Below are 14,750 nucleotides of genomic sequence, written 5' to 3'. Positions count from 1 at the left end.
GGGACGCGGGCCGCCTACGCGGCCGCCCGGTCGGCGCGCTCGCTGCCCGCCCTGCGGGCGCTGCTGGCCGCCGACCGGGACGCCGTGGCCGCCGAGGTGCACCGGCTCACCCGCGCCTGACCCCGCCCGCCCGCCGGTGCAGCGGGCGGGCGGGACCGTCACAGCACCTTGCTGAGGAACGAGCGGGTGCGCTCGTGCTGCGGCCGGCCCAGGACGTCGGCGGGCGCGCCCTCCTCGACGACGACGCCGCCGTCGATGAACACGACCGTGTCGCCGACCTCGCGGGCGAAGCCGATCTCGTGCGTGACCACGACCATCGTCATCCCGCCCGCGGCCAGGCCGCGCATGACGTCGAGCACCTCCCCGACCAGCTCGGGGTCGAGGGCCGAGGTCGGCTCGTCGAAGAGCATCAGCTTGGGCTGCATCGCCAGCGCTCGGGCGATCGCGACCCGCTGCTGCTGCCCTCCGGAGAGCTGCACGGGGTAGTTCTGCGCCTTGTCGGCCAGCCCGACCTGGGCCAGCAGCTCCCGCGCGCGCTCCCGGGCCTCGCCCTTCGGCTGCCGCAGGACCCGGGTGGGCGCCTCGATGACGTTCTGCAGGACCGTCATGTGCGGGAAGAGGTTGAAGCGCTGGAACACCATGCCCACGCTGCGGCGCTGGTGGGCCACCTCGTGCTTGGGCAGCTCGTGCACCCGGTCGCCCTTGACCCGGTAGCCGACGAGCTCCCCGTCGATGCGGACGGTGCCGGCGTCGACCCGCTCGAGGTGGTTGAGGCAGCGCAGCAGGGTGGACTTGCCCGACCCCGACGGCCCCAGCAGGCAGGTGACCTCGCCGGGCCGCACCCGCAGGTCGACCCCCTTGAGGACCTCCAGGGACCCGTAGGACTTGTGGATGCCGAGCGCCTCCACCATCAGGCGCCCACCTCCCGCGGCCGGTGCGGCCGATCCGGTCGTCATCAGCGCGCGCCCCTCCCCTCGGACGGCGGGACCGGCGCCGCGACCGCGCCGGCCTCCTGGTTGCGCCCGGGCCGCAGGTCGGTGGCGATCCGCCCGAGGAAGGAGGACCGGCCCCGGGCGTGCGTGCTGCCGCGCAGGAAGCGCCGCTCGAGCAGCATCTGCCCGGCGCTGGCGATGGTGGTCAGCACCAGGTACCAGATGCTGGCGACGATCAGCATCTCCAGGCGGGTGAAGTCGGTGGCGCCCACGGCCTGGGCCTCGGTGAGCAGGTCCCCGGCCCCGATGACCGCGACGAGCGAGGTCGTCTTCAGCAGCGTCACCAGCTCGTTGCCGGTCGGCGGGATGATGACCTTCATCGCCTGCGGCAGGACGATCCGCCGCAGCACCAGGCCACCGGTCATCCCGAGCGCCTCGGCGGCCTCCCGCTGGCCGCCGTCCACGGCGAGGATCCCGCCGCGGACGATCTCGGACATGTACGCCGCCTCGTTGAGGGTCAGCGCCAGCAGCGCGGCCGTGAACGGGGTGATGAGCTCGTTGGTCGACACGCTCGCGCTGCCGAACCCCAGCCGCGGGAAGAACAGGGCGAGGTTGAACCAGATGAGGATCTGCACGAGGATCGGCGTGCCGCGGAAGAGCCACACGAAGCCGCCGCTGATGCTCTTGAGCAGCAGGTTGTCCGACAGCCGCATCACCGCCACGATCACCCCGCCGACGACGCCCAGGACCATGCTGGCCACGGTCAGCCAGATCGTGGTCACCAGGCCGTCGAGGATGGCGGCGAAGAAGATCCGCGACCCGATGACGTCCCACTGGATCGACTCGTTCGTCGCGATGGCGCGGACCAGCAGGACCAGCAGGACCACGCAGACGGCGGCGGCCACCCACTGCCCGTAGTGCCGGACCGGGACGGCCTTGAGCGCGCCCGGGTCGGGGGGAGCCGCCGCGGTGCGCGACGGGGTGGAGGCGGTCACTGCGTGCCGGCGTTGATCGTCGCCTCGTCGACCGCGCCGGAGTCCAGCTCGCGGGCCTCGAGGATGTCGGTGTAGGTCCCGTCGTCGATCAGGGACTGCAGCGCGGCCTGCCAGGCGTCGCGCAGCTGGGTGTCCTCCTTGTCGAAGACGTAGCCGAGCGGGCTCGGGAAGAGCGTCTCGGTGTTGGCCACCTCGAAGGCGTTGCCGCCGGCGATCTGCGCGGCGTTGTAGCGGCCGACCGGTTCCTGGGTGAAGCTGGCCGTCGCCCGCCCGCTCTGGACCTGCAGCAGCGCGTCCTGGTCGGTCGGCAGGGACGTGATCTGGATCGGGTCGGCGGCGCACTGGTCGCCGTTGAACTCGTTGAGCAGGGACTCCTGCGCCGAGGACACCAGCACCGAGACCGGCTGGCCGCAGAGGTCCTCGACCGCCGTGATGTCCTCCGGGTTGCCCGCGGCGACGACGATCGCCTGGCCGGCCTGGAAGTAGTCGACGAAGTCGTAGTTCTGCTGGCGGGCGGTCGTGTCGGTGACGGCGGCGGCGATCACGTCGAACCGGTCGCCGTCGAGCGCGGGCAGCAGCCCGTCGAAGGCGGTGTTGGTGAGCGTGTAGTCCACGCCCAGGCGGGCGGTGATGGCGTCCAGGAGGTCCGGGTCGAGCCCGATGATCGTCTGGCCGTCCTCGTCGAGGTACTCGTAGGGCGGGTACAGCGCCTCGGTGCCGACCTCGAGGGTGCCGGCCTGGCGGATGTCGTCGGGGAGCATCGCGTTGAGCTCCTGGTCGGCCTCGACCTCCGCCGCGGCGTCGCCGCCGGCCGTGGACGCGGCCGAACCGGCCGCGTCGTCACCGCTGTCGGACCCGCCGCCGCAGGCGGCGGTGAGGGCCGCGACGGCCAGGAGCAGGGCCGCACCGCGGGCGCGGCGGGACGTCAGGGTCGGGCGGCGGGCGGACATCAGGTCTCCTCGGGTGGGTGCGCGTCGGGTGTGCTCTGGGCGGATCGTGCGTGGTCGCGGTCCGGAACGGCAGGCGCGGCGCCGGATCGGGACAGGACCGTGACCACGGACGTGGTCCCGCGTCCCCCGGTCGGAGCGCATCAGGGCGCTCCGGACGCGGCGGCCAGCGCGCGGGCGTCGACCTCGACCACCGACGGCCCGTCGGCGTCGAGGGCCTGGAGGACGGCGGCGACGGTGTCGTCCACCGAGCCGACGCGCACACCGCGGGCCCCCATCGCGCGGCCGACCGCGGCGAAGTCCGGGGTGTGCAGGTCCACGGCGAACGGGGGGATGCCGGCCCGGCGCATGCCGTCGCGGATCTCGGTGTAGCCGTGGTCGTTGACCACGACGACGGGCAGGCGCAGGCGCTGCTCGACCGCCGTGGCGAGCTCGGCGAGGGAGAACATCAGCGCGCCGTCGCCGACGAGGGCCACCACCGGGCGTCCCGGGTCGCCGATCCCGGCGCCGATCGCCGCGGGCAGGCCGTAGCCGAGGGTCGCGTAGACGGCGGGGTAGAGCAGCTGCGCCGGGCCGGGCACGGGCCAGAAGTGCGCCGTCCCGAAGTAGGTGACCTGCGAGCTGTCCCCGGCCACGACCGTCTCCGGCGGGAGGGCGGCGGCCAGCGCGCGGTTGAGCCCGGCCCAGGGGCCGGCCTCGGGCGCGGCGGCGGCCGCGGAGTCCTCCCGGGCCTGCCGGGCCCGTGCCGCGCCGGCCCGGCGGGGCGCCGACGCGGCGGCCACCGGCCCGGCGGCCACCAGCTCGGCGAGGCGGGGGAGGACGGTCGCCGCGTCGCCGTGCAGGCCGACGGTCGGGGTCAGCCGCTTGTGCAGCTGGCCGGCCTCGACGTCCACCCGGATGGTGGTGCCGGGCAGCGCGGGCTCCCAGCCCCACAGCTCAGCGTCGGACAGGCCCGTGCCGACGACGAGCACGACGTCGGCGTCGGTGAGCAGCCGCTGGGCCGGCGCCAGCCGCACCGAGGCGCCCACCGAGAGGGGGTGGGTCTCCGGCAGCACGCCCTTGCCGTTCACCGTCGTGACCACCGGCGCGTCCAGCAGCTCGGCGAGCGCGCGGACGGCCCCTGCGGCGCCCACCGCGCCGCGGCCCACCAGCAGGGCGGGGGCTGCGGCCGCCGCGAGCCGGCCGGCGGCCGAGGCGAGGTCGTCGGCGTCCGGACCGGGGGAGGCGGAGGCGGCGAGCGGTCCGGTGTCCGCGCCGTCCCAGGGCTCGGTGAGGACGTCGAGCGGGACCTCCAGGACGTGCGGGCGCTGCCGGTGGGTGCGCCAGTGCGCGAAGGTCTCGTGGACGGCGGCGGCGGCCTCCTCGGGGGAGGAGACGCGCACCGCGCGCTCGGCCACCGCGGCCATGTGCCCGCGCTGGTCGCGCATCTCGTGCAGCTCGCCGACGTCGGCGCCCTCCTGACCCCGCGGCGGGCCGGGGGCCACCACGAGCAGCGGGACCGAGTCGGCGTGGGCGGTGCCCACCGGGGCGGCGGCGTTGTTCACCGCGGGCCCGCTGGTGACGAGGCAGACGCCGGGCCGGCCGGTGGCGCGGGCGTACCCGTCGGCGGCGTACCCGGCGCCCTGCTCGGTCCGCGTCGTCACGTGGCGCACGCGACTGCCGGCCAGCGCGCGGTACAGCTCGAGGCTGTGGGTGCCGGGGATGCCGAAGACGTCGGCCACCCCCTCGGAGACGAGGGCCTCGACGACGGCCGAGCCCCCGTTGCGCACCACGGTCACGCGCGGGCCACCGTGCGCGGACCTGCGTCGACGGGACCTCGCGGCTGCGTCACGGCTGACCCTCCTGACGGCGACGGCGGACGGGCGGATCGGCCGGCGTCGGGACGGCGCGGCTGGTCGCGGACAAGGTAGGTGTGAGGTGGGCCCGCGCCTAGTGCCGATCTGTACCGTCCGCCCCGCGCCGGTGGCTGATCCGTACACGCGTGGTGCCGGTCCTCACGCTCCCGGCGGGCTCCCCGACGGCGCCCCGTCCGCGGCGAGCGGCTGGATCACGAAGGAGTCGTGCACGTCGACGTGCGGCGCCCCGGCCATCGCCTCGCACGCCTCGTGCAGCTCGAGGACGTGCGCGGCGGTGAGGGGCAGGGGGTGCTCGTCGGGCTGCCACGTCGTCCCCAGCGGGTAGAGCACGCCCGGTGTGCTGGTCATCTCGACGTGCGCGCCGAGGACCACCGAGACCTCCTCCTGCCGCACGAGGTCGGCCAGCCGGGCGGCGCTGCGCCGGTAGGCGGGCCAGTCGCGCACGGTGAGCAGCCCGGGGTAGAGGGTGTCGCCGGTGAACAGCGCCCGGGTCCGGGGGTCGTGCACGGCCACGTGCGTCGGCTCGTGCCCGGGGAGCGGGACGACGCTCAGCTCCCGGCCGCCGAGGTCGAGCCCGGCGCGGCCCTCCGGCCAGTCGGGCAGGCCGAAGAAGCCGGTCACCGCGGCGAGGGTGGGCGCCACCACGCGGGTCCGCGGCCGGTCGGTGAACTGGTCGTCCCCGGAGACGTGGTCGCCGTGGGCGTGGGTGTGGGCGACGACGAGCTCCGGCTCGGGGACGCCGCGCTCGGCCGCCCAGCCGGTGACGAGCTCGTCGACGGTGCGGCGCAGCGGCAGCGCCCGGTCGCGCGCGCCGGCGTCGGGCCGGGCGCCGGTGTCCAGCAGCAGCGCGCGCTCGCGGCCGAGCAGGAGGTAGAGGAAGTTCGCCTCGAAGCTGTAGCACTTGCTCAGCCGCAGGACGAACGTGTCACGGTCCATCCGGTGGACCTGGACGAGCGGGTCGCCCGTCCCCGAGCAGTCCCGGGCGCCGTGGATCCACGCCACGGACTCCAGCGGAGTGGTCACCAGGCCTCCAGCCGTGCTCCGACGTCCCCCGACATCCTGCCCGGCGCCGGATCCGTGGCCGGGGTCACGGTCGCCGGGGTGACCGGCGGGGACGGCGTGCGGAAGCGGCCCCGCGCCGGCGGTGTTGCACGGGACACCCCGCCCCGGGCACCCCACGCTGCCGCTGCCGGACCCGGGCGGGGGATCATGAGCCCCCTGCGACCACCTTGCCGAGGAGCCCCGTGACCGCGACCACCGCGCCCGCCACCCCCGCCGTCGCCGGCGACGAGCGCACCCTCTCGCCCGCCGAGTACGAGAGCTGGGCGGCCGAGGTCCGCCGGCTGGCCGACGAGCGCGGCGCCGTGGTCCTCGCGCACAACTACCAGGTGCCCGAGATCCAGGACGTCGCGCACTACACCGGCGACTCGCTGTACCTGTCGCGGGTCGCGGCGCAGACCGACGCCCGCGAGATCGTCTTCTGCGGCGTCCACTTCATGGCCGAGACGGCGAAGATCCTCTCGCCGGACAAGACGGTGCTGCTGCCCGACCACGACGCCGGCTGCTCGCTGGCCGACTCGATCACCGCCGAGCAGCTGCGGGAGTGGAAGGCGCAGCACCCCGGCGCCGTCGTCGTCAGCTACGTCAACACCACCGCGGCGGTCAAGGCCGAGACCGACGTCTGCTGCACGTCGTCCAACGCCGCCGACGTGATCCGGTCGATCCCCGGGGACCGGGAGGTCCTCTTCTGCCCCGACCAGTTCCTCGGCGCGCACGTCAAGCGGGTGACCGGGCGGGAGAACGTGCACGTGTGGGCGGGGGAGTGCCACGTGCACGCCGGCATCAGCCCGTCCGACGTCCGCGCGCAGGTGGCCGCACACCCGGACGCGGAGATCCTGGTGCACCCCGAGTGCGGCTGCACCACCTCGGTGCTCGACCTGGTCAGCCACGGCGACCTGCCCGCCGAGCGCACCCGCGTGCTGTCCACCGGCGGCATGGTCGAGCAGGCCGCCACCACCCGCGCCCCGCAGGTGCTCGTGGCCACCGAGGTCGGCATCCTGCACCAGCTGCGGGCCCTCAACTCGGGGACGTCGTTCATCCCCATGAACAGCCGGGCGGCCTGCCGCTACATGAAGATGATCACCCCGGCCAAGCTGCTGCGGACGCTGCGCACCGGCGAGGGTGCCGTCGACGTCGACCCGGACACCGCCGCCCGCGCCCGCCGCGCGGTCGAGGCGATGATCGCCATCGGCGAGCCTGGCCGCGGCGGCGAATGAAGGACCCTCCCGCCCCCCACCACTCGCTCCGCTCGCGGCGGGACCCTGCAGGAGGGCCGTTCCAGCACGTCACCGCGCTCGCGAGTGGCGGGGGCAGGGGGTCCTTCTTCAGCGGAGGACGTCGGCGGAGATGTCGGCAACGATCGCGCGGAAGGTGCGGGTGTCGACCTCGTCGTCGGTGGTGACCCGGACGATGTCGGACACCTGCTGCCGCGTGGTGGGGCGCACGGCCGCGGCGCGCGCGGCGGCGATGAGGTGCAGCTGCTGGACGCGGGCCGTGTCGTCGGTCCGCCGGGCCGGGGTGGGTCGCTGGCGCATGCCCCGACGCTAGGGAGCCGTCCCGCCCGGCCGCGGCACGCGGGCGCGTGTCCCGGCCGGACCTGGACCCGTCCGTCACACGCGTCCCGCCAGGCGGTCAGCGCACCGCCAGCGGCGCCCCGGTGCGGTCGAGCCAGGCCCCCAGCCGGTCGGCCGGCAGCGGCGCGGAGTGCAGGTACCCCTGGCTCTCGTCGCAGCCGAGCCCGGCCAGGTGGGCCAGGGTCTCGTCGTGCTCGACGCCCTCGGCGACCACCCGCAGGCCCAGCCGGTGGGCCAGCGCGACGGTGCTGGCGACGATGGCCTCGGTCCGGGTGTCGGTGAGCAGGTCGGCGGTGAACGACCGGTCGAGCTTGAGCTCGCCGACGGGGAGGTCGCGCAGGTAGGACAGCGACGAGTAGCCGGTGCCGAAGTCGTCGATGCTCACGGCCACGCCCAGGTCGGCGAGCCGGCCGACGACGGCGAGGCTGCGGTCGGGGTCGCTGAGCAGCACGCTCTCGGTGATCTCGAGGACCAGCCGGCCGGCCGGCAGCCGCGCCTCGCGGAGCAGCCCGGCCACCCGCGCGGGCAGGTCGACGTCGAGCAGGTTGCTCGCCGACAGGTTGACCGACATGCGCAGCTCGCGGCCCGCCCGGTGCCAGGCCGCCGCCTGGGTCACCGCCTGGCGCAGCACCTCGTCGGTGAGCGGGCGCATGAGGCCGTGCACCTCGGCCAGCGGGAGGAACGCGGCGGGGGGCAGCAGCCCCCGATCGGGGTGCGCCCAGCGCACGAGCGCCTCGACGCCGACGGTGCGGCCGGTGCCGACGTCGACCTGCGGCTGGTGGTGCAGCACCAGCTCACCGTCGCGCAGGCCCCGGCGCAGCTCCTCCACCAGGGCCAGGTTGCCGCGGTGGTCGCCGTGGCGGGCCGGGTCGTAGACCGCTGTCCCGCCGCCGGTGTGCTTGGCGGCGTACATCGCGGCGTCGGCCTGCCGCAGGAGCTCGGTGGTGGCGGCCGGGTCCGCGCCGTCCAGGTCGCCGTCGCCCGGGTTACTGCCCGGCGGGGCCCCGACGGGGGAGCCGGGCCGGGTGGCCACGCCGATGCTGGCGCTCGCGTGCACGGCCATGCCGCCCACCTGGAACGGCTCGGCCAGCTGCCCGGCGAGGCGGCGGGCCAGGGCGGCGCCGTCCTCGCCGTACTCGCCGTCCTCACCGGCGTCGTCGAGCAGCGCGACGACGGCGAACTCGTCGCCGCCCAGCCGGCCCAGGACGTCGCCGGTCCGCAGCTGCGCGGTCAGCCGCCCGGCGACCAGCCGCAGCAGGTCGTCCCCGGCCGCGTGCCCCAGCCCGTCGTTGACCTCCTTGAACTTGTCGAGGTCGAGCAGCGCCAGCGCCATCGGCTGCCCCTGGCCGCACAGCTCGTCGATCCGGCGCAGCACCGCCCGGCGGTTGGCCAGCCCGGTCAGCTCGTCGGTGAGCGCCTCCCGCCGGCTGACGGCCAGCTGCGCGAGCTCGCGCACGTTCATCAGCAGCCGCACGCCGGCACCGGCGAGGGCCAGCGCCGCGCAGCAGGCCGCGACGGTGGGGCCGCGCTCGACGAACAGGACTCCCGTGGAGGCCACGATCACGACGAAGGCGCCGACCGTGGAGGCGGCCGGGTCGGCGGGGCGGGGCAGGGCCCGGGCGGGGGACAGCGCCGCGGCCAGGCCGATGAGGGCGGCGCCGGCGGGCTCGGCCGCCGTCGTCCAGCCGGTCGTGGCGCCGTCGGCGAGCAGCGTCGCCAGGTCGCCGGCGAGGGCGACGGTCACCGCGGCGGCCACCAGCCACGGGCGCGGGTCGTGGTGCAGCGACGCGAGGCCCACCACGGACAGGACGGTGCCGAGCAGCACGACGCCGGTGCCGACCTGGGCCAGCAGGGCCTGCGTCTCCCACCACGGCCCGGCCACCAGAGGGGAGCCGGACCGGACGACGGCGACGTTGAGCAGGGCCACCGCGGCGAGGACGCCCGAGACGCCGTTGAGGACGTCGCCCGGGTCGGTCAGGTGGCCACTGGAGCGGTTCCACCGCACCAGGCCGCCGTGCAGGAGCGGGAAGGTGAGCACCGGCGCCCAGGCGACGGGGACGGCGGCGAAGGGAGCGGTCGCCTCCCGGACGCCGAGCAGGGCGGCGGCCACCACCGCGACGGAGAAGACCACCGACGCCAGGGCCAGCCGGCCCCACAGGACCCGCTCGTGCGGCAGCCGGCGGGCCCGCCACACCAGGAGCCCGCAGAAGGCCGCCTGCAGGGCGAGGCTGCCGAGCAGCCCGGCCGGCCCGGGAGAGGCCGACCCGGGGGTGACCGGCCGGTGCGCGACCAGTGCCGGGACGACGGCGACCAGCGGCAGCGGCAGGGCGCCGAGCAGCACCCACCGCGGGGTCCCCGGCAGGAGCCGGGCGCGCGCCGGAACAGTCATGCCGGAGGAATCGGACGCCCGGGAGTCGGAACGGGGCTGCTCCACTCCGAGGGAGTGGTCCGTCCCGCGGCGGGTCAGACGTGCAGGGCGAGCCACAGCGCCATCGTCGCAGCCGCCAGGGTGAGGGGGACGGTGACCAGGCCGACCGCCGTCAGGTGCCGTGGCGACGGGGCGTGCGCGCCGAGGCTCCGCCGCCAGAGGAGGTTGGCCAGCGACCCCGGGTAGGTCAGGTTCGGTCCGATCCCCACCCCGATCAGCACCGCGAGCACCGCCGGCATCCCGGTGGCCGCGGCCACCGGGAGCAGCGCCAGGGTGGCCGGCAGGTTGTTCACCACGTTGGCCAGCAGCGCCGCGACCGCAGCGACGCCGAGCAGGGCGGGCAGGCCGGCCCCGTCGGGCAGCACCCGGTCGAGCACCTCCTGCAGCCCGCTGTCCAGGACCGCCAGCACGACCACCGACAGGCCGGCCACGAACAGGGCGAACGGCAGGTCGGCGGCGGCCACGAGGTCGCCCACCGCGCTGGTCCGCCGCGCCAGCCGCCACCCGCCGAGCACGAGCACCCCCAGCGCCGCCGGCACCACCGGCGGCAGGCCCGTGAGCCCGCCGACCGCGAACCCGGCCACCACGCCGGCCACCACGGCCAGCGCCAGCCGGGGGGCCGGCGGCACGTCGGTGACCGGCTCACCGGCCGCGGCCGCCAGGTCGGCGCGGAAGAGCAGGCGCAGCAGCGCGTACTCGACGGCGACCGCGGCCAACCACGGCCCGGCCATCAGCCCGGCGAAGCGCAGGAACGACAGCCCGGTCGCGGCGACCGCCAGCAGGTTCGTCAGGTTGGACACCGGCAGCAGCAACGACGCCGAGTTGGCCAGGTGACCGACGGCGTAGGCGTGCGGACGCACCGGCACCCGCATGCGGGCCGCCGTCGCCACGACGACCGGCGCCAGCAGGACGACCGTGGTGTCCAGGCTCAGCACCGCCGTCACGACCGCGGCCAGCGGGACCACCCGCCCCAGCAGCGCGCGCGGTGAGCGGCCGGCCCGGCGGGCGGTGACCGCGGCCGCCCAGGTGAACACCCCCTCGCGGTCGGCGAGGTGGGCGAGCACCAGCACGACGACGAGGAAGCCGATCGTCGGCGCCAGGCCCCGCACCTCGGTCTCGGCGGCGGGGTACCCGACGGCGCCGACGAGCACGAGGTAGAGCGCCCCGGGGACGGCGACGGCGGCCGGGGGCAGCCGGGGCCGATCGGCGGCGGCGGCGGCGAGGACCGCGGCGAGGACGGTGACCGAGACGGTCAGCGCCACCGGGTCCACCGGTCAGATCCGGGTGAACAGGTAGATCGACACGGCCACGCCGAAGGTCACGATGAGCACCCGCAGCGGCGTCGCGGGGATGCGGGTGGCCACCCGGGCGCCGAGGAACCCGCCGACCAGGCTGGCCGGCGCGGCGACCGCGACCACCGACCAGGCGACCGGCCCGAACAGGCCGAACACGACGAGGGTCACCGTCGCCGTCACCGCGGAGAGCGCCGACTTCAGCGCGTTGGCCAGCGGCAGCCGGTGCAGCGCGGTGCCGAGGACGCCGACCAGGATGACCCCCAGCGCCCCGCCGAAGTAGCCGCCGTAGACGGTGGCGAGGAACAGCGCCAGGTAGAGCCACCACGGGTCGCGGGCGGCGGTGTCCTCGCGGCCGCGCAGCCGCCGGGTGAGCAGCGGCTGCAGCGCGAGCAGCAGGCTGGCCAGCAGCACCAGCACCGGGACGACGACGTCGAAGGCCTCCGACGGCGTCGTCAGCAGGAGCACACTGCCCGCGATGCCGCCCAGCACCGACACGACGCCCAGCCGGACCAGCCGTCCCCGCTGGCCCTCGTACTCCCGGCGGAAACCCAGCACGCCGCCGAGGTAGCCCGGCCACTGGGCGACGGAGTTGGTGACGTTGGCCGGCACGGTGCCCAGCCCGAGGGCGACCAGCGTCGGGAAGAGGATCAGCGAGCCACCGCCGGCGATGGAGTTGACCGCGCCGGCACCGAGGGCGACCGCGGCGGCGACGAGCAGGTCGGCGGCGGACACGAGCGGGCAGCCTACGGTGACCGTGTGCGCCTCCCCGCCCCGGCGACCTGGCTCGCCACCGCCCTGGGCTCCTCCGGGGTCCTGCACCTGCTGCGCCCGCGGGTCTTCCAGCCGCTGGTGCCGCCCGAGCTCGGCGACGCCCGCGCCTGGGTGCTCGGCACCGGGGTGGCCGAGATCGTCACCGCCGCGCTGCTGGCCGCGCCGTCGACCCGGCGGGCGGGCGGCTGGTCGGCCGCAGGGCTGCTGGCCGGCTTCGTGCCGGCGCACCTGCAGCAGTTCCGGCTGGCCCACGGCCGGCCGGTGCCGCTGGCGGTCGCGGCGGTGCGGCTGCCGCTGCAGGCCCCGATGGTCGCCGCCGCGCTGCGGGTCGCGCGCGGGCGCTGAGCGGTCCGGGCAGACTCAGGCCCCGTGACCGCCGAGTCCCAGCCGCCGTACGAGCCCCTGCCCGACGACTGGCAGCGCCCTGGTCGTCGTCGCCCACCCCGACGACATCGAGTACGGGCCCGCGGCCGCCGTCGCCGCGTGGACGGCCGCCGGCCGCGACGTCCGCTACGTGCTGGCCACCAGCGGCGAGGCCGGCATCGCGGGCCTGCCGCCGGAGGCCGCCGGACCGCTGCGCGAGGGGGAGCAGCGGCGGGCGGCGGCCGCGGTGGGGGTGTCGGTGGTCGAGTTCCTCGGGCACCCCGACGGGCGGCTGGTGGAGGGGCTGGACCTGCGGCGCGCGATCGCCGCGGCGATCCGGCGGCACCGGCCCGAGCTGGTGGTGACCATGCACTTCGGGGACACGTGGACGCCGCCCGGCGTCGCGCCGGCCCTGTGGAACAGCGCCGACCACCGGGTGCTGGGCCGCGCGGTGCTCGACGCCGTGGGTGACGCGGCGAACGAGTGGATCTTCCCCGAGCTGGCCGACCCCGAGCCGTGGCAGGGCGTGCGGTGGATCGCCGTCGCGACGCCGGTCGGGGTGACGCACGTCGTCGACGTGGACGACGTCGTCGAGCGGGCCGTGGCCTCGCTGCTGGAGCACCGGCGCTACCTGGCCGCGCTGTCGGACGACCCGGTGGAGGAGCAGGCGCGCCGGCAGGTGGAGATGGCGACGGCGGCCTCGCCGCGCTCGGGCGGACGGCGGGCGGCCGGCTTCGTGCTCTACGCCGGCTGAGCGCGGCGCCGGGACCCCCGCGCGGTCCCGGCGCCGCGCCTCAGGCGGGCCCGGTCAGGGGTTGAAGCTGACGTGCACGTGGTCCATGTGGTTGGCCGTCGGGGATCCGCGGTCCTCCATCGCCTTCCAGCCCGAGCCGCCGATCGTGTAGATCCGCTGCTGCCAGATGACGTAGTCGACGTGGAACCGCGCGGCGTTGTCGATCACGTACTGGGCCACGGCGGCGCCCTTGGCGCTGTCGCTGTAGACCATGAAGTCGGCGGCGAGCTGCTGCGTGGGGGAGTGGCCGGGGCGGGTGTAGACGGTGGACACGCTGAAGGCCTGCGTGACCTCGGCGACCACCGGGCGCACGTGCGGGGCCCAGGCGCTGTAGGCGGTCGAGGTGGGGGTCGGCTTGCCGGTCAGGTCGGCGGCGGCGGGTGCGGCGGCCGGCGCGGCAGCGGGGGCCGGCGCGGGCGCCGGCGCGGGTGCGGGAGCCGGGGCCGTGGCGGTGCTCCCGCTCCAGCCGCCGCGGCCCCAGTGGTCGTCGGCGAGGGCCACCGACTGTCCGGCGAAGGCGAACGCGACGGCGAAGGCGCCGACCGCCGCGGTCCGGCGGACCGCCGTACCGCGCTGGCGGAGGACCGGTGACGCGTCGTGCCGACCGGACTCGGTGTGGTGCTGGGTGTTCCAGAGCATGGTGAGGAGAACTCCTGACGATGGGTTCCACCGGGTGCCGCCGTCTGCTCAGCAGGCACCCGTGTGCGGAGGGGTGACACGGGCCCGGGCGTGGCCCACCGGAGCCGCGGCCGGGCTCGGCGCCGCGCGTGGCGGGCCGACGACCGGGCGGATCCGGGTGGGGGCGCGCGGCGACTGCGCCGACCCGGGCTCGTGGGTGGGAGGCGCGGCGCGTCCGAGGTGTGAAGTGGCGCGGGGCGGGCCCGAGGGGCGCACCCGGCGGCGGCTCTCCGTTCTCCCTGGGCCGCCTACCGGGTCAGCTGACGGGTTCGGGCGGGGATGCGCCCTACCCGCCCCCGAGTGGGGCTCGGGGGCGGGACTCACCCCAGTGGTGCGGTGGGTCCCCGGCTCGCTCCCGTGTGTGCGGGTGCGACTCGGCGGCATCCGGCGCGGTTCCCCCGGGTGGAGGAGGTGACGGCCGGCCGGACGCAGAGAACGTATGGGCGTTATGAACCTGTGACAACGGCGGACCGGTCGCGTCGGCGAGTTGTCCGGTCGTGGTGCGCGTGTCGTCACCCGTACCGGCGTGTCGGCGAGGTGTGGGGCTCTCGGGTCGTCCGCGGCCGGGCGCGACGGGACCGCGGTGGCGGGCCGGGGAGTGCCTAGACTGCGGGCACGACGGACGAGTCGGCTGGGCGGTCGCGTCGGCGGGGGAGACCCCGTCGCCGAGGAACGTCCGGGCTCCACAGGGCAGGGTGGTCGCTAACGGCGACCCGGGGCGACCCGCGGGACAGTGCCACAGAGAACAGACCGCCGGTGGTGCCTCCTCGGAGACACCGCCGGTGAGGGTGAAACGGTGGTGTAAGAGACCACCAGCACACCGGGTGACCGGTGTGGCTCGGTAAACCCCACCCGGAGCAAGGTCGAGAGGGACGGCGGACTGGATCTCCAGGACGCCGTCCTGCGCAGGCGTTCGAGGGCTGCCCGCCCGAGCCTGCGGGTGGACCGCTCGAGCCCGCCGGCAACGGCGGGCCCAGATGGATGACCGCCCATCGGGAGGCCGCGAGGCGCCCGAGGACAGAACCCGGCGTACAGGCCGACTCGTCCGTCGCCTTCCGC

General features: G+C 76.1%; 13 protein-coding genes, 1 other RNA gene and 1 riboswitch. Of the genes, 4 read left to right on the top strand and 10 right to left on the bottom strand.

The features are described from left to right. Window positions 1–158 precede the first annotated feature (158 nt). The 5 genes from ACU616_RS26810 to ACU616_RS26790 form a co-directional block, all read right to left on the bottom strand. Entirely contained in the window at window positions 159–956 is a 798-nt protein-coding gene (locus ACU616_RS26810; protein ID WP_446761435.1) for an amino acid ABC transporter ATP-binding protein, read from the bottom strand. Further along, window positions 956–1,927, bottom strand: a complete 972-nt coding sequence (locus ACU616_RS26805) for an amino acid ABC transporter permease (RefSeq protein ID WP_446761434.1) — start codon at window positions 1,925–1,927, stop codon at window positions 956–958. The genes ACU616_RS26810 and ACU616_RS26805 overlap by 1 nt, the downstream gene beginning before the upstream one ends. Further along, window positions 1,924–2,877 (bottom strand): ABC transporter substrate-binding protein, encoded by a 954-nt coding sequence (locus tag ACU616_RS26800; protein ID WP_446761433.1) that lies wholly within the window; start codon window positions 2,875–2,877, stop codon window positions 1,924–1,926. Before ACU616_RS26800 ends, ACU616_RS26805 begins: the two co-directional genes overlap by 4 nt. Window positions 2,878–3,017: 140 nt before the next feature. Further along, window positions 3,018–4,652: a thiamine pyrophosphate-binding protein gene (locus ACU616_RS26795; RefSeq protein ID WP_446761432.1), complete on the bottom strand. Its 1,635-nt coding sequence runs from the start codon at window positions 4,650–4,652 to the stop codon at window positions 3,018–3,020. Window positions 4,653–4,868: 216 nt separating this feature from the next. Further along, window positions 4,869–5,753 (bottom strand): MBL fold metallo-hydrolase, encoded by an 885-nt coding sequence (locus ACU616_RS26790; RefSeq protein WP_446761431.1) that lies wholly within the window; start codon window positions 5,751–5,753, stop codon window positions 4,869–4,871. Between the two features lie 221 nt (window positions 5,754–5,974). Here ACU616_RS26790 and nadA point away from each other — a divergent pair, with 221 nt between their 5' ends. Beyond that, complete coding sequence (nadA, locus tag ACU616_RS26785; protein WP_446761430.1) at window positions 5,975–7,006, top strand: quinolinate synthase NadA; 1,032 nt, start codon at window positions 5,975–5,977, stop codon at window positions 7,004–7,006. Window positions 7,007–7,114: 108 nt separating this feature from the next. Here the strand turns inward: nadA and ACU616_RS26780 are convergent, their stop codons facing one another. The 4 genes from ACU616_RS26780 to ACU616_RS26765 form a co-directional block, all read right to left on the bottom strand. Further along, entirely contained in the window at window positions 7,115–7,324 is a 210-nt protein-coding gene (locus ACU616_RS26780; RefSeq protein WP_446761429.1) for a hypothetical protein, read from the bottom strand. Window positions 7,325–7,421: 97 nt separating this feature from the next. Continuing rightward, window positions 7,422–9,752 carry a putative bifunctional diguanylate cyclase/phosphodiesterase gene (locus tag ACU616_RS26775; RefSeq protein ID WP_446761428.1) on the bottom strand — a complete coding sequence of 777 codons (2,331 nt, stop codon included), beginning with the start codon at window positions 9,750–9,752 and terminating at the stop codon, window positions 7,422–7,424. A 74-nt stretch (window positions 9,753–9,826) separates the two neighbouring features. Further along, window positions 9,827–11,053, bottom strand: a complete 1,227-nt coding sequence (locus ACU616_RS26770; RefSeq protein WP_446761427.1) for an SLC13 family permease — start codon at window positions 11,051–11,053, stop codon at window positions 9,827–9,829. 12 nt (window positions 11,054–11,065) lie between these two features. Then, window positions 11,066–11,818: a sulfite exporter TauE/SafE family protein gene (locus tag ACU616_RS26765; RefSeq protein ID WP_446761426.1), complete on the bottom strand. Its 753-nt coding sequence runs from the start codon at window positions 11,816–11,818 to the stop codon at window positions 11,066–11,068. Window positions 11,819–11,842: 24 nt separating this feature from the next. Between ACU616_RS26765 and ACU616_RS26760 the strand changes: the two genes are divergently transcribed. Continuing rightward, window positions 11,843–12,202 carry a DoxX family protein gene (locus ACU616_RS26760; RefSeq protein WP_446761425.1) on the top strand — a complete coding sequence of 120 codons (360 nt, stop codon included), beginning with the start codon at window positions 11,843–11,845 and terminating at the stop codon, window positions 12,200–12,202. Window positions 12,203–12,281: 79 nt separating this feature from the next. After that, complete coding sequence (locus ACU616_RS26755) at window positions 12,282–12,974, top strand: PIG-L deacetylase family protein (protein WP_446761534.1); 693 nt, start codon at window positions 12,282–12,284, stop codon at window positions 12,972–12,974. A gap of 54 nt (window positions 12,975–13,028) precedes the next feature. On the opposite strand, the gene ACU616_RS26750 is transcribed toward ACU616_RS26755, so the two are convergent. Further along, window positions 13,029–13,652, bottom strand: a complete 624-nt coding sequence (locus tag ACU616_RS26750) for a hypothetical protein (RefSeq protein WP_446761424.1) — start codon at window positions 13,650–13,652, stop codon at window positions 13,029–13,031. 269 nt (window positions 13,653–13,921) lie between these two features. Continuing rightward, window positions 13,922–14,081: riboswitch (cyclic di-AMP (ydaO/yuaA leader) on the bottom strand. Between the two features lie 233 nt (window positions 14,082–14,314). Between ACU616_RS26750 and rnpB the strand changes: the two genes are divergently transcribed. Continuing rightward, window positions 14,315–14,739, top strand: an RNA gene (rnpB, locus tag ACU616_RS26745) — RNase P RNA component class A. Window positions 14,740–14,750: the final 11 nt, after the last annotated feature.

Source organism: Geodermatophilus sp. URMC 62 (assembly GCF_052931475.1).
Note: the sequence above shows the minus strand (reverse complement) of the source record. Positions and strands in the feature narration are given on the sequence as shown.

Bases quoted from the DNA above. Each gene is read 5' to 3' on its own strand.
- ACU616_RS26775 (WP_446761428.1), bottom strand. From the start codon at position 9,752: ATGACTGTTCCGGCGCGCGCCCGGCTCCTGCCGGGGACCCCGCGGTGG.
- ACU616_RS26810 (WP_446761435.1), bottom strand. From the start codon at position 956: ATGACGACCGGATCGGCCGCACCGGCCGCGGGAGGTGGGCGCCTGATG.
- ACU616_RS26750 (WP_446761424.1), bottom strand. From the start codon at position 13,652: ATGCTCTGGAACACCCAGCACCACACCGAGTCCGGTCGGCACGACGCG.
- ACU616_RS26800 (WP_446761433.1), bottom strand. From the start codon at position 2,877: ATGTCCGCCCGCCGCCCGACCCTGACGTCCCGCCGCGCCCGCGGTGCG.
- ACU616_RS26780 (WP_446761429.1), bottom strand. From the start codon at position 7,324: ATGCGCCAGCGACCCACCCCGGCCCGGCGGACCGACGACACGGCCCGC.